Raw genomic sequence first — 13,049 nt, 5'->3', positions numbered from 1 at the left:
AGCATTAGCGTGAGACACGAGAACCTCCGGGTTAAGAGCGAAGAACTAGACAGCTCCACTCTGCCCGGAGGTTCTCCTCATCGCCCGGAACTCAAACAACGTCCCTGGGCACTACAACTAGGCGACTCCGCACAGGACTAGGCGAATCGCAGGACCACGCAGCCCTCAGGATCAGGCGAGCAGCCCTGCCCGCCCACTCCCGACGCGACGCGCCACTCAGGCGGCGTGCTTGACCGCGACGAGCAGGCCATCTCCGCTGGGCAGCAGCATCGGCTCGAGAGTCTCGTCCTGACGCACGGCCTTGAGCGTCTGGCGCACCGCCGTCGTCTCCTCGTCCCGCTGTGCGGGGTCGGGGACGCGGCCATGCCACAGTGAGTTGTCGATCGCGAGGATGCCGCCCACCTTCAGTAGCCGCACCGCCTGCTCGAGGTACTGCGGGTACTCGACCTTGCGGGCGTCGATGAGCACCATGTCGTAGCCGGCGTCCGTGAGGCGCGGCAGCACGTCGAGCGCGCGTCCCGTGATGAGGCGCGAGCGTGCGGGCGCGAAGCCGCCGGCCGCGAGCGTGCGGCGGGCGGCCTTGTGATGCTCCGGCTCGACGTCGATGGTGGTGACCACGCCGGCGTCGCCCATGCCTCGCAGAAGGTAGGTCGTCGAGATGCCCGCTCCCGTGCCGATCTCGACCACGGAGCGCGCGCCGGAGATGCGCGCCAGCAGCTGCAGCACGCGGCCGGCACCGGGATGAACCGGCACGCAGCCCAACTGATCCGCCGTGTCACGGGCCTCCAGCAGGACGGTGTCCTCGGGGACAAAGTCCTCGCAATATGCCCAGTTCGCGGCATCCGTAGTCATGTATCGCCTCCTGAGGGCATGGTATCCGTCACACGGGCGCACCGGCCGATGCCCCGCGGCGCTATCCGTGGGAACATAGGAAGACAGGTATCCGTTGCCAGATACGTGAAAGAGGGTGAGCTGATGATGCACGATGCGCAAACGACGCACGAGGCGCCTCAAGCGACCCCATTCGCGTCCGAGACTGCGAACCCGGAGTTGACCTGGGAACGCATTGTCGAGGAGCACTCTGGCCGGGTCTACCGGCTTGCCTATCACCTCACCGGCAACCAGCACGACGCCGAGGACCTCACGCAGGATGTGTTCATCCGCGTGTTCAACTCGCTGTCGCAGTTCAAGCCGGGCACGTTCGAGGGCTGGCTGCACCGCATCACCACGAATCTGTTCCTGGATCGCATGCGCCGCAAGAAGCGCATCCGGTTCGACTTCATGGCTGATGACGATGTCTCCGTCCCCACCTCCCGCAGCTTCGACCGCCACGAGCGCTCGGGCCAGCCGGAGGACGCTTTCGACATGTCCCACCTCGGCGACGACATCGTCGCCGCGCTGTCCGATCTGCAGCCCGAGTACCGGGCCGCGGTCGTGCTCAGCGACATCGAGGGGCTGTCGTATGAGGAGATCGCCGCCACGCTCGGCATCAAGATGGGCACTGTCCGCTCCCGACTGTCTCGCGCCCGTGCGAAGCTCCGTGAGTCCTTGGCTCACCGCGCGCCGGTGCGAGGTGGCGTGTGAGTGATCAGCACCTCGGCGACGACCTTCACGATCTCCTCGACCACCGGCTGAGCGCTGAGCGCACGGCGCGGGCGATGAGCCACCTCGAGCACTGCCCCGACTGCCGCATGCGCTGGGACGACCTGCGTGAGGCGCGAGAGGCGCTCAAGACGGCCTCGGCGGGCATCGACATGACCTTCGCGCAGCAGCTCCTCGATCGCGACCGCATGGCTGAGATCGCCAAGGGCGAGTCGCGCCACCAGGCACGCGCCGCGCGCGGACGCCACCGGCGGCCGATGCTGGCTGCAGTGATCATGCTCGTCGCCGTGACCACGGGGGTGGGGGCCGCGTATGTCGCCGGCGCCCCGGACGAGGTCTCTCTCGAGTTCGCCGAAGGCCCCGCGACGACCACCCAGGCCGCGGCCGCGGGCGACGTCACGTACGTCGCGGCGCAGACCATGCGCGGGGGAGACGCCCTGCGCTCCTGGGTCCACCCTGATTGGGAGGCCACGGGTCTCAAGCCCGTCGAGGGTGCGGTGCTGCGCACGCAGGGCGGCGACCTCGTGTTCGTCGCGACCATCCTCGCGAACCTCGAGCCCGTGGTCATCACCGAGCAGCACGGTCGGCTGTCGTCGGCATTCGAGGAGCGATTCGAGTCGCTGGACCTTGGCCACACGGTCGCGTACGTCGTGAGCGCTGAACCGCGACAGCTCGTGTGGCAGACGGGCGACGTCGTGATCTCCGCGACGTGCTCGTGCGCGCTGTCGACCCTCGAGGCCGTGGCCGCGTGCTTCCCCGCGCAGGGGGAGCCCGGCTTCGTGGACCGCGTGGCCGACGGCATCCAGGAGTTCACTGCCTTTGCCTCAATGACCAGATGAGAGAGATTCGATGACTGACAACCGTTTCGCGCCCCCGGGCTGGACCAGCTCGCGCGACGACGCACCGTCCGATAAGGCACCGTCCCATCCGGCACGGTCCGACCAGGCGACGTCGGGCGACGGCGCAGCCCCGGCGCCCGCGGATCAGGCGTGGTCCGCTCAGGCGACGTCCGAGCGCGCCCCGGCCCCGGCATCGGCCGCCCAGTCGCCGTACGCGCCTGGCGCGGACGGCGTGATGTACACCTCGGAACCCGCTCACGACGACCGCGGCTACACGCCGCCGCCCGCCGCACGGCTCCCCAAGCCGCCGGTGGGTCGACTGCGCAAGCGCACCGTGGCGGGCGTCGTCGTCGGCGCGCTCGTGATCGGCGCCGGCGCGGGCTTCGGCGGAGCGTGGGCCTACGACGAGTGGGGCACCACCACGCCGACCATGCAACTGGCGTCCGGCGAGACCGTCGAGCGCGCCGCGGATTCGGTCGCGTCGGTGGCGGCCTCGATCATGCCGTCGGTCGTCTCGATCGAGGCGAGATCTGCGGCCGGTGAAGGATCTGGCTCGGGTTTCGTCATCCGCGAAGACGGCTACGTGCTGACCAACAACCACGTGGTCGACGGTGCGGAGTCGATCACGGTCATTCTGTCCGACGGCTCTGAGATGGACGCCGAGCTGGTGGGGGCCACCGCGGACTACGACCTTGCGGTGCTCGAGATCGATGCCGACGGGATGACCCCGATGGTGTTCGCCGATTCCGACGAGGTCCTGGTGGGTGACTCGACGATCGCCGTCGGATCGCCGCTCGGCCTCGAGGGGACGGTGACCACCGGCATCGTCTCGGCGCTGCACCGCCCCGTCACCGCGGGAGACGCGAACAGCACCGCCTTCATCGACGCGATCCAGACGGACGCCGCGATCAACCCGGGCAACTCTGGAGGCCCCTTGCTCAACGCTCAGGGCGAGGTGATTGGCGTCAATTCCGCGATCGCCGCCCTCCCCAGCGCTGGCGGCACCTCCGGGTCCGTGGGCCTGGGCTTCGCGATCCCCGCGAACCAGGCGCAGCGCACCGCAGAGCAGCTCATCGAGACCGGTGTCGCCACTTACCCCGTGATCGGGGTGCAGCTCGATCAGCGCTACAGGGGCGAGGGCGTGCAGGTGGTGGACGACGTGTCCGGCGTGGTCGCGGACGGGCCTGCCGCAGCCGCGGGCATCGAGCCGGGCGACGTGATCACCGCGATCGACGGGCGTCCCATCACCCAGGTCGACGAGCTCATCGTGCAGATCCGCGCGATGGCGATCGGCGAGGACGTGACGCTCACCGTGCAGCGTGACGGCTCGGAGCAGGACATCACCGTGACGCTCGACTCCAGCTCCTCGGTGCAGTACGAAACTGGCGAAGTGGAGCCCGAGCCGGAAGACTAGTCCGCATGTTCGGCATCAACGGCGGTGAGCTGCTCGTCCTGATCGTGATCGCCATCGTGGTGGTCGGTCCGGAGCGCATGCCCGAGTACGCGCGCCAGCTTCGCGAATGGGCGCTGGGCCTCAGGGGCGCGGTCGACAAGGGCCGCGCCCAGCTCAAGGCCGAGGTGGGCGACGACGTGGACTGGGACAAGCTCGATCCGCGCCAATACGACCCGCGGCGCATCGTGCGCGAGGCGCTGTACGAGCCGACTCCCGCGCCCGCGCCGGCACGCACCGCGCCCGCTCCGGCAGGTCAGCCCGCCCCGTTCGACGCCGACGCGACCTGACCCGCGGCCGCCCCGCCTTTCACTGCGAACCATCTTTTTCGCGGCGCGCCGGAGCGGAGCCCGGTATAGGTCGCGCCGCTGGGGTGTCGCCCCGAAGAGTGGTTCGCAGTGAAAGTCTGGGAGAGGGCGGCGAGCGGCCGATGCGGGGGCCGGGTTCGGTGCGCGCGCGGACTTGCGGAACAATGGGCGCATGAAGCCCCGCGTGTTCTCGGCGATGCAGCCCACCTCAGACTCCCTCCAGCTCGGCAACTACCTGGGCGCCCTCGTGCAGTGGGTCAAGCTGCAGGACACCCACGACGCGATCTACGGCGTGGTGGACCTGCACGCCCTCACGGTCACCCCGGACCCCGCGACCCTGCGGGCGCGCACCCGCCGTACCGCCGCCCAGTTCCTGGCCGCGGGCGTGGACCCCGCCCGGTCGATCGTGTTCTGCCAGTCGCACGTGCCCGAGCACGCGGAGCTCGCGTGGTTGCTGAGCACCTTCACGGGGTTTGGCGAGGCGGGCCGCATGACGCAGTTCAAGGACAAGTCGGCGAAGGTGGGGGAGACCGGCACCAACGTGGGCCTGTTCACCTACCCCGTGCTGATGGCGGCGGACATCCTGCTGTACGACACGAACGTGGTGCCGGTCGGAGAGGACCAGCGTCAGCACCTCGAGCTGTCGCGCGATCTCGCGCAGCGGCTCAACACGCGCTTTGGGGAGGGCACGGTGGTGGTTCCCGAACCGCACATCGTGAAGGAGACCGCGAAGATCTTCGACCTCCAGGAGCCCACCAAGAAGATGTCCAAGTCCGCGTCGAGTCCCAAGGGACTGATCGAGGTCCTCGACGACCCGAAGAAGGTGGCCAAGAACATCAAGTCGGCCGTCACCGACACGGGCTCCGTGATCGCCTTCGACCGCGAGGCCAAGGCCGGCGTCTCGAACCTGCTGACCATCTACTCGGCGATCGACGGCCGCAGCGTGGACCAGCTGGTCAACGACTACGAGGGCAAGATGTACGGCCACCTCAAGTCCGACCTCGCGGACGCGGTGGTCGAGTTCCTGACGCCATTCCACGATTCCGCGATGGAATGGATCGAGTCCCCTGACAGGTTGGACTCAGTGTTGGAGGACGGCGCGGCACGGGCTACGGCCATCGCGCGCCCCACCCTCGAGCGGCTGTACGACAAGGTGGGCCTGCTGGCCCCGATGCACGGGAGGTAGAGGAATGGCGGAGCGCGAGGACCCGGACAAGCCCGCCTCGAAGGACCCTCACCGCCACGCCGCCGATTCGGCGTTCCAGCACACCACGGTCTACCGCAGAGAGCAGCAGCGGCTCGAGGCCAAGGACGCGAGCCTCATGGTCAAGAGCAAGGTCGCCGTCAAGCGCGGCAAGTCCTTGAAGGAGCGGTTCGACCGCTCCCACGCGGGCCGCATGCTCGAGCGCGTCAATGACGGCAACGGCATGATCCTCGCGGGCGGAATCGCGTACTTCTCGCTGACGTCGATCGCCGCCGCACTCGTGATCGGCGTGACGTTGGCGAGCTACTTCGTGAGCCGCAACTCCGAATGGAACGAGAGGTTCTACTCGTTCCTCGACGAGTCGATCCCCGGCATCGTGGGGGACGGCGAGAACGACCTGGTGGATCCGTCGTCGCTCGAGCCGCAGACCGTCTCCGGCGTGGTCGGGGTGGTCAGCTTTCTGATCCTGTTCAACACCGCCACCCGGTATCTGCGCGGCATGCGCGTCGGAGTGCGCACCATGCTGGGCAAGGAGGCGGCGCCTCCCGCTCAGGGCAAGCTGCGGGACTTCATCGCGCTGTTCTCGCTGGTCCTCGTGGTGGTGCTGGGACTCGTGCTGCAGGTGGTCGCCTCGCAGTTCGCGGAGGTGATGGCGAGTTGGTTCACAGTCGAGTGGGTCTCCGAGGGCATCATTCGCGGGCCCGCCATCGCGGTCGGCGTGCTGCTGGACATGGCGTTCGCCGCGCTCGCGATCGTGGTGCTCGGACGCTACAAGGGCCCGCGCCGCCCGCTGCTGTGGGCGCTGTTCGCCGCGGCCATCGCGATCGGCATCCTGCGCCAGGCGTTCTCGTTGGTGGTCGGCTCGCTGAGCGAGAACGCGGTGCTCGGCTCCGCGGTCGCGATCGTGTCGCTGCTGATCTTCGTGGACTTCATCGCGCGGATCCTGCTGCTGAGCTCGGCGTGGCTGGGCACCAACCGGGACGTCCAGCGCGTGGACCCGGAGATCGAATCCGACGCCCCCGAGTCTCAGCCCCGACAGACGAACGGCGTCACCACGCGCAAGTCCACCGTCCGTCCGGGCCAGCAGATGCGCTAGCGTCCTCCCAGAACGCGTTGCGGGGGACGTGAGTCCCCTCGGCGCACAGACGAGAGGACTCCACTGTGACCACCCGCGACCCGTTCGAGCGGCCGAGCTCTCAGCCGGCGTGGGAGCCTGCCGCCCCCAGCAATGAGGGAACGGGATACGCGCCACCCGGGCAGCAGCCGCCTGCCACGGCACCAGGCTTCTCGGCCGGAGCCCCGCCGGCACCCTACGGTTCCACGCCTCCGGCGCCTTTCCCACAGTCGCCCACCCCCACCTCGACCGATGGCGTGTCGATCGCCGCGCTCGTGACCGGGATCCTCGGCCTGGGACCGGTGGCTGTCGCGCTGGGCGCGGTCGGGCTGCGGCGCACGGGTTCGGGCCAGCGCAATGGCACCTGGATGGCCGTCGTCGGGCTGGTGCTGGGGATGCTGGTCACCATCGCAGTGACGGCCGCGCTCACCTGGGCGATCGCGTGGACCGCGTTCGAGGCCGATCAGCCTGCGGCCGAGTCCGGGCAGGCGGGGTCCGAGTATGCCGAGGGCGGCGCGTACGGCGACGATGCGTACCTCGACGGGCTGTGGGACCAGTGCGCGGTGGGAGACGACGCCGCGTGCGACGACCTCTACCAGGAGTCTCCCTACGGCTCCGAGTACGAGGAGTTCGGCGACACGTGCGGCGAACGCGGGCGGCCGTGGTTCCAGGTGTGGTGCGAGGACGGCCGCGACTGAGGCGGGGTCAGACCTCGCCTGACGTCAGCGCCTTCTTCACCTCGGAGATGGCCTTGGTGACCTCGATGCCACGGGGGCAGGCCTCGGTGCAGTTGAACGCGGTGCGGCACTTCCACACGCCGGCCTTGTCGTTGAGCACCTCGAGCCGGTCCCACTCGCCCTCGTCGCGCGAGTCGAAGATGAACCGGTGGGCGCCCACGATCGCCTGCGGGCCAAAGTACTGACCGTCCGTCCAGAACACCGGGCACGCGGTCGTGCACGCCGCGCACATGATGCACTTGGTGGTGTCGTCGAACCGCTCGCGCTCCTCGGGGGACTGCAGGCGCTCGCGCTCCGGCGTGGGGCCAGAGGTCATCAGGAACGGCATGATCTCGCGGTACGAGGCGAAGAACGGCTCCATGTCCACGATCAGGTCCTTCTCGACCGGCAGACCCTTGATGGGCTCGACGGTGATGGGGCGCGAGGGGTTCAGGTCCTTCAGCAGCGTCTTGCACGCGAGACGGTTCTTGGCGTTGATGCGCATCGCGTCGGAACCGCACACGCCGTGAGCGCACGAGCGCCGGAAGGCCAGCGTGCCGTCCTGATCCCACTTGATGGTGTGCAGGGCGTCGAGCACGCGATCGGTGGCGAAGGCCTCGACCGTGAACTCCTCCCAGTACTCCGCGCCGGCCTCGCGGCCGTCGAGGCCCTCGGGGTCGTGGCGCAGGATCTTCAGCGTGACCGTGAACGTGGGGATCGCGCCGACCCCGTCGGTCGACTCGGTCTTCTCGGCAGTGGCAGTCATCGTCGCGCCTCCCGGCTCAGTACTTGCGTTCCATGGGCTGGTACTTGGTGATCACGACGGGCTTCCACTGAAGGTCGATCCCGTCGGGACGTGCGTACGCCATGGTGTGGTGGAGGTAGTTCTCGTCGTCCCTCGTGGGGAAGTCCTCGCGGTAGTGGCCGCCGCGGCTCTCCTTGCGACCGTCCGCGCCCGCGATGACGACCTCGGCGAGCTCGAGCAGGAACCCGAGTTCGACGGCCTCCAGCAGGTCGGTGTTGAAGCGCTGACCGCGGTCGTGGATGGCGATCGACTTGTAGCGCTCCTTGAGCCGCTGGACGAGCTCCTTGGCCTCGGCCAGAGACTCGGCGGTGCGGAACACCTGGACGTTGAGGTCCATGGTCTCCTGCAGCTCCTTGCGAATCTGTGCCACGCGCTCGGTGCCGTCCCCGCCCACCGTCTCGCGCAACTGGGCGACGAGCGCGGTGACCCGGGCTGCCGCATCGGCCGGAAGCTCGGGCGCGGTCGCGGTGGCCGCGTACTCGGCCGCGGCGATGCCGGCGCGCTTGCCGAACACGTTGATGTCGAGCAGCGAGTTGGTGCCTAGGCGGTTGGCGCCGTGGACGGACACGCACGCGACCTCGCCGGCCGCGTAGAGGCCCTTGACGACGTCGTTGTTGTTGCGCAGCACCTCGGCGTTGACGTTCGTGGGGATGCCGCCCATCGCGTAGTGCGCGGTGGGGAACACCGGCACCGGCTCCGTGTACGGCTCGACGCCCAGGTACGTGCGCGCGAACTCGGTGATGTCCGGCAGCTTCTCGTCGATGTGCTTGGGCTCGAGGTGAGTGAGGTCCAGCAGCACGTAGTCCTTGTTGGGTCCCGCTCCGCGTCCCTCGCGCACCTCGTTCGCCATGGCTCGCGCCACCATGTCGCGCGGCGCGAGGTCCTTGATGGTGGGCGCGTAGCGCTCCATGAAGCGCTCGCCGTCGGCGTTGCGAAGGATCCCGCCCTCGCCGCGCGCGGCCTCGGACAGCAGGATTCCCAGGCCGGCGAGGCCCGTCGGGTGGAACTGGAAGAACTCCATGTCCTCCAGGGGGATCCCCGCGCGCAGCGCGATGCCCATGCCGTCGCCGGTGAGCGTGTGCGCATTCGAGGTGGTCTTGTAGACCTTGCCCGCGCCGCCGGTGGCGAACACCACGGACTTGGCACGGAACGTGTGGATCTTGCCGGTGGACAGCTCGTACGCGACCACTCCGGCCACGGCGACGTCCTCGCCGTCGGCGGCCGCCTGCGGGTCGCCGTCCAGGATCATGTCCAGGACGTAGAACTCGTTGAAGAACTCGACCTCCTGCTTGATGCACTGCTGGTACAGCGTCTGCAGGATCATGTGGCCGGTGCGGTCCGCGGCGTAGCACGACCGGCGCACGGCGGCCTCGCCGTGGTTGCGGGTGTGGCCGCCGAACCGGCGCTGGTCGACCGTGCCCGCGGTGGTGCGGTTGAACGGCAGGCCCATCTTCTCGAGGTCGAGGACCGCGTCGATGGCCTCGTTGCACAGGATCTCTGCGGCGTCCTGGTCGACCAGGTAGTCGCCGCCCTTGATCGTGTCGAACGTGTGCCACTCGGCGTTGTCGTCCTCGACGTTGGCGAGCGCCGCGGCCATGCCGCCCTGTGCCGCGCCCGTGTGCGAGCGGGTGGGGTAGAGCTTGGTGAGCACCGCGGTGCGGGCGCGCTGCGAGCTCTCGAGAGCCGCGCGCATGCCGGCGCCGCCGGCGCCGACGATCACGACGTCGTATTCGTGGTCGGTCATCGGACATCCTCACAGAAGGTCGGGACTTCGGGCAGCAGTTCGCCGGCAGCGTCCACGGGGCAGGCGTCGAAGGTGAAGATCACGAGCGTGCCGAGCACGATGATCACCACCATCGAGATGTTCAGCGCCCATTGCAGCATGTGGCGTAGGAATGGGCGACGTGCGTAGTCGTTGACGATCATCCGCATGCCGTTGGTGCCATGCACCATCGCGAGCACCAGCATGGTGAAGTCCCACCACTGCCACAGCGGCGAGGCCCACTTGCCGGCCACGAACGCGAAGTCGATCTGGTTGACGCCGTCGCCGGTCATCAGGTTGATGAACAGATGCGTGAAGATCAGCACGATGAGGATCACGCCGGAGACGCGCTGGAACATCCAGCCCCACTTCTCCGCGTTGCCGACGTTGCGGCGGTTCATGGGCTTCTTGGGCGCCTTGAGCTCGGGGGCGGTCATCACGCACCTCCGAACACGAAGCCGAAGTGGCGCGGCAGGAAGGCGGCCATCATCACCGCGAAGATGCCCCACACGACCCACACGAGCATGCGCTGGTGGCGCAGGGCCCAGGTCCAGCGGTCCACGGCGATGATGCGCAGGCCGTTGAAGGCGTGCAGCACGATCGCGGCCACCAGGCCGGCTTCGATGATCCCGTAGATGGGCGTCTTGTAGGCGCCGATGACCTCGTTGTAGGCCTCGGGCGAGACGCGCACGAGCGACGTGTCGAGCACGTGGATCAGCAGGAAGAAGAAGATCGCGACACCCGTTGTACGGTGCACGAGCCACATCCACATGCCTTCTCGGCCGCGATAGAGAGTGGGCGCGGGGGACACGGCTTCTCCTTTGAGTGGCGATGGTCCGGTGCTGACATTCTAAGGTGGTCATCATGATGCTCGGTGCCAGCCACGACAGCCCCGTCCCCCACCTCGTCTGCGTGGTCCCGGCGGGCGGGGTGGGCTCGCGGCTGTGGCCGCTGTCCAAGCCCGAGCGGCCCAAGTTCCTCATCGACCTGCTGGGCACCGGTTCGACCCTGATCCAGGACACGGTCGAGCGGCTGACGCCGCTCGGGGAGTCCGTCTACATCGTCACCGGCGAGCGCCACGCCGATGCGGTCGCTGAGCAGCTTCCGGACCTGTCGGCCGAGCGCATCGTCGCCGAGCCCAGCCCCCGCGACTCGATGGCGGCGATCGCGCTCGCCGCTGCGCTCATCGAGGAGCGCGAGGGGGAGCGCATCATGGGCTCGTTCGCCGCGGACCACGTCATCCCCGACGGCGAGGTCTTTCGTGCCACGGTGCGCACTGCCGTCGAGGCGGCGCGGACGGGTCGCGTGGTGACCATCGGCATCGAGCCCACTGAGCCGTCCACCGCGTTCGGCTACATCCGCGCGGGACAGCCGTTGGCCGATGCGCCGGGCGCCTTCGCGGTCGAGGCCTTCACCGAGAAGCCCGATGCGCAGACTGCGGCGGCGCTTCTTGCCGAGGGCGGCTCGTCCTGGAACGCAGGGATGTTCGTGGTGTCCACCTCCGTGCTGCTGGGTCACCTCGCGCGCCTGCACCCCACGCTCGAGGCGGGTGTGCGCGAGATCGCGGCGGCGTGGGACGGTCCCTCGCGGGCCGAGGTCCTGGGCCGGGTGTGGCCCACGCTCACCCGGATCGCGATCGACCACGCGATCGCCGAGCCCGTCGCCGCCGAGGGCGGCGTCGCGATGGTGCCCGGGCCGTTCCTCTGGCACGACGTGGGCGATTTCGCGACCCTCGCCGGACTGCTGCCGCCTGGCGACGATGGCGCCGTCCGCATCGGCCGCACTGAGGACGTCTCGCTGGTGGGCTCCGAAGGGACCCTGATCGTCGGCGGCTCCAAGCCGATCGCCGTGGTGGGCATCCCGGATGCCGTGGTGGTCGAGACCGACGAGGCGATCCTGGTGACGCGGCGCGAGGCGGCGCAGCGGGTGAAGGACGTCAGGTTCCAGGCTTGACGCGCGGCGCTCGATCCCGGCGCCGCGGCCAGCATCGATACCGATTCGTTGTCGTGTCGCAACCCTCCACATCGTTTTACGGGACTATTGGTGCGTAGCATGGAGAGCAACGCACCAGCCTGGCGTACTTAAACAGGCACTCACGATTCAAGGAAGTTACACATGAAGAACACGATTCGCTTCGGCGCCCTCGCGGCAGCCTCGGCTCTCGTCCTGGCCGCGTGCGCATCCGCACCGGAGGACGAGCCCGATTCGTCCGAGACCGCGGGCTCCACCGCCTCCGCTGAGGCGCCCGCCGAGTCCGTCGACTACAAGGCCTGCATGGTCTCCGACCAGGGTGGCTTCGACGACGCCTCGTTCAACGAGTCCGCCTACGACGGCCTGGTCCGCGCGAGCGAAGAGCTCGGCATCGAAATGGCAGAGGCAGAGTCGACCTCAGAGAGCGACTTCGGCCCGAACCTCGACGCACAGGTCGCCGCGGGCTGCGACCTGATCATCACGGTCGGCTTCCTCCTGGGCGACGCGACGGCTGCCGCCGCCGCTGCCAACCCGGACGTCAACTTCGCGATCGTCGACTTCGGCTTCGACGAGCCCATCGAGAACGTGAAGCCCATGTTCTTCGAGACCGACGAGGCGGCGTTCCTTGCGGGCTACGCGGCCGCAGCGACCTCGGAGTCGGGCACGCTCGGCACCTTCGGCGGAGTGAACATCCCCACCGTGTCGATCTTCATGGACGGCTTCCTCGCGGGCGCCAACTACTACAACGAGGAGACCGGCGGCGACGTCTCGGTGCTCGGCTGGGACGGATCCGAGGGTTCGTTCTCGGGTGACTTCGAGGACCAGACGCAGGGCCAGAACATCACGCAGGGCTTCCTGGACCAGGGCGCCGACATCGTCATGCCCGTCGCGGGCCCCGTGGGCCTGGGTGCGGCTTCCGCCATCCAGTCCGCCGGTGACGCCTGGATGATCGGTGTGGACTCCGACTGGACCGAGTCCGCTCCCGAGTACGCCGACATCATCTTCACGTCGGTGCTCAAGCAGATCTCGAACGCGGTCTTCGACACCATCGAGACCTCGATCGACGGCTTCTCCAACGAGCCGTACGTGGGCACCCTCGAGAATGAGGGCGTGGGCGTGGCCGACTTCGCGGACGGCACCGTCGACGAGGAGACGCTCGCCGCCATCGAGGAGATTCGCGCGGGCATCATCGCCGGCGAGATCGCGGCCGGGACGGCCGGCTAGCAGGACACTCAGGGGGCACAAGTCCCTTGATCAGGGCGAGGGGCGTGCCGCGTA

At 68.6% G+C, this 13,049-nt stretch carries 14 protein-coding genes; 9 read left to right on the top strand and 5 right to left on the bottom strand.

The window, feature by feature from the left end; translation table 11 throughout:
- Positions 1-216: 216 nt before the first annotated feature.
- The gene (locus tag ACNI14_RS05200; RefSeq protein WP_420518890.1) at positions 217-852 is read right to left on the bottom strand and encodes an O-methyltransferase; all 636 of its coding nucleotides are present in this window, start codon (positions 850-852) and stop codon (positions 217-219) included.
- 123 nt (positions 853-975) lie between these two features.
- On the opposite strand from ACNI14_RS05200, the gene sigE reads away from it, so the two are divergent.
- From sigE to ACNI14_RS05165, 7 genes are all read left to right on the top strand, one after another.
- Positions 976-1,584 (top strand): RNA polymerase sigma factor SigE, encoded by a 609-nt coding sequence (gene sigE, locus ACNI14_RS05195; protein WP_420518888.1) that lies wholly within the window; start codon positions 976-978, stop codon positions 1,582-1,584.
- The gene (locus ACNI14_RS05190) at positions 1,581-2,441 is read left to right on the top strand and encodes an anti-sigma factor (RefSeq protein WP_420518887.1); all 861 of its coding nucleotides are present in this window, start codon (positions 1,581-1,583) and stop codon (positions 2,439-2,441) included. Before sigE ends, ACNI14_RS05190 begins: the two co-directional genes overlap by 4 nt.
- 10 nt (positions 2,442-2,451) lie before the next feature.
- On the top strand, positions 2,452-3,855 hold the full coding sequence (locus ACNI14_RS05185; RefSeq protein WP_420518886.1) for a S1C family serine protease: 1,404 nt from the start codon (positions 2,452-2,454) through the stop codon (positions 3,853-3,855).
- A gap of 5 nt (positions 3,856-3,860) precedes the next feature.
- A complete protein-coding gene (locus ACNI14_RS05180) occupies positions 3,861-4,181 on the top strand; it encodes a twin-arginine translocase TatA/TatE family subunit (RefSeq protein WP_420518885.1) in 321 nt (106 codons plus the stop codon).
- 190 nt (positions 4,182-4,371) lie between these two features.
- Positions 4,372-5,385 carry a tryptophan--tRNA ligase gene (trpS, locus tag ACNI14_RS05175; RefSeq protein WP_420518884.1) on the top strand — a complete coding sequence of 338 codons (1,014 nt, stop codon included), beginning with the start codon at positions 4,372-4,374 and terminating at the stop codon, positions 5,383-5,385.
- A 4-nt stretch (positions 5,386-5,389) separates the two neighbouring features.
- On the top strand, positions 5,390-6,499 hold the full coding sequence (locus ACNI14_RS05170; protein ID WP_420518883.1) for a YihY/virulence factor BrkB family protein: 1,110 nt from the start codon (positions 5,390-5,392) through the stop codon (positions 6,497-6,499).
- A gap of 65 nt (positions 6,500-6,564) precedes the next feature.
- Complete coding sequence (locus tag ACNI14_RS05165) at positions 6,565-7,215, top strand: DUF4190 domain-containing protein (protein ID WP_420518882.1); 651 nt, start codon at positions 6,565-6,567, stop codon at positions 7,213-7,215.
- A 7-nt stretch (positions 7,216-7,222) separates the two neighbouring features.
- Here the strand turns inward: ACNI14_RS05165 and ACNI14_RS05160 are convergent, their stop codons facing one another.
- From ACNI14_RS05160 to sdhC, 4 genes are read right to left on the bottom strand one after another with little or no spacing between them, the layout of a single operon-like run.
- Positions 7,223-7,999 (bottom strand): succinate dehydrogenase iron-sulfur subunit, encoded by a 777-nt coding sequence (locus ACNI14_RS05160; RefSeq protein WP_420518881.1) that lies wholly within the window; start codon positions 7,997-7,999, stop codon positions 7,223-7,225.
- A gap of 16 nt (positions 8,000-8,015) precedes the next feature.
- Positions 8,016-9,782 carry a succinate dehydrogenase flavoprotein subunit gene (sdhA, locus tag ACNI14_RS05155; RefSeq protein ID WP_420518880.1) on the bottom strand — a complete coding sequence of 589 codons (1,767 nt, stop codon included), beginning with the start codon at positions 9,780-9,782 and terminating at the stop codon, positions 8,016-8,018.
- Complete coding sequence (sdhD, locus tag ACNI14_RS05150; protein ID WP_420518879.1) at positions 9,779-10,237, bottom strand: succinate dehydrogenase, hydrophobic membrane anchor protein; 459 nt, start codon at positions 10,235-10,237, stop codon at positions 9,779-9,781. Before sdhD ends, sdhA begins: the two co-directional genes overlap by 4 nt.
- The gene (gene sdhC, locus ACNI14_RS05145) at positions 10,237-10,611 is read right to left on the bottom strand and encodes a succinate dehydrogenase, cytochrome b556 subunit (RefSeq protein WP_420518878.1); all 375 of its coding nucleotides are present in this window, start codon (positions 10,609-10,611) and stop codon (positions 10,237-10,239) included. Before sdhC ends, sdhD begins: the two co-directional genes overlap by 1 nt.
- Before the next feature lie 53 nt (positions 10,612-10,664).
- Here sdhC and ACNI14_RS05140 point away from each other — a divergent pair, with 53 nt between their 5' ends.
- Both ACNI14_RS05140 and ACNI14_RS05135 read left to right on the top strand, forming a co-directional pair.
- On the top strand, positions 10,665-11,753 hold the full coding sequence (locus ACNI14_RS05140; RefSeq protein WP_420518877.1) for a mannose-1-phosphate guanylyltransferase: 1,089 nt from the start codon (positions 10,665-10,667) through the stop codon (positions 11,751-11,753).
- Positions 11,754-11,915: 162 nt separating this feature from the next.
- Positions 11,916-12,995 (top strand): BMP family lipoprotein, encoded by a 1,080-nt coding sequence (locus ACNI14_RS05135; RefSeq protein WP_420518876.1) that lies wholly within the window; start codon positions 11,916-11,918, stop codon positions 12,993-12,995.
- Positions 12,996-13,049: the final 54 nt, after the last annotated feature.

It is taken from the genome of Demequina pilifera (genome assembly GCF_048814985.1).
In the GTDB taxonomy this organism is placed as follows: domain Bacteria; phylum Actinomycetota; class Actinomycetes; order Actinomycetales; family Demequinaceae; genus Demequina.
Note: the sequence above shows the minus strand (reverse complement) of the source record. Positions and strands in the feature narration are given on the sequence as shown.

What these genes read in the sequence shown, in the direction of transcription:
- ACNI14_RS05170 (WP_420518883.1), top strand. Translation starts at nt 5,390, where the DNA reads ATGGCGGAGCGCGAGGACCCGGACAAGCCCGCCTCGAAGGACCCTCAC.
- ACNI14_RS05160 (WP_420518881.1), bottom strand. Translation starts at nt 7,999, where the DNA reads ATGACTGCCACTGCCGAGAAGACCGAGTCGACCGACGGGGTCGGCGCG.
- sdhA (WP_420518880.1), bottom strand. Translation starts at nt 9,782, where the DNA reads ATGACCGACCACGAATACGACGTCGTGATCGTCGGCGCCGGCGGCGCC.
- ACNI14_RS05135 (WP_420518876.1), top strand. Translation starts at nt 11,916, where the DNA reads ATGAAGAACACGATTCGCTTCGGCGCCCTCGCGGCAGCCTCGGCTCTC.
- sigE (WP_420518888.1), top strand. Translation starts at nt 976, where the DNA reads ATGATGCACGATGCGCAAACGACGCACGAGGCGCCTCAAGCGACCCCA.
- sdhD (WP_420518879.1), bottom strand. Translation starts at nt 10,237, where the DNA reads ATGACCGCCCCCGAGCTCAAGGCGCCCAAGAAGCCCATGAACCGCCGC.
- ACNI14_RS05185 (WP_420518886.1), top strand. Translation starts at nt 2,452, where the DNA reads ATGACTGACAACCGTTTCGCGCCCCCGGGCTGGACCAGCTCGCGCGAC.
- ACNI14_RS05140 (WP_420518877.1), top strand. Translation starts at nt 10,665, where the DNA reads ATGATGCTCGGTGCCAGCCACGACAGCCCCGTCCCCCACCTCGTCTGC.
- ACNI14_RS05200 (WP_420518890.1), bottom strand. Translation starts at nt 852, where the DNA reads ATGACTACGGATGCCGCGAACTGGGCATATTGCGAGGACTTTGTCCCC.
- trpS (WP_420518884.1), top strand. Translation starts at nt 4,372, where the DNA reads ATGAAGCCCCGCGTGTTCTCGGCGATGCAGCCCACCTCAGACTCCCTC.
- ACNI14_RS05180 (WP_420518885.1), top strand. Translation starts at nt 3,861, where the DNA reads ATGTTCGGCATCAACGGCGGTGAGCTGCTCGTCCTGATCGTGATCGCC.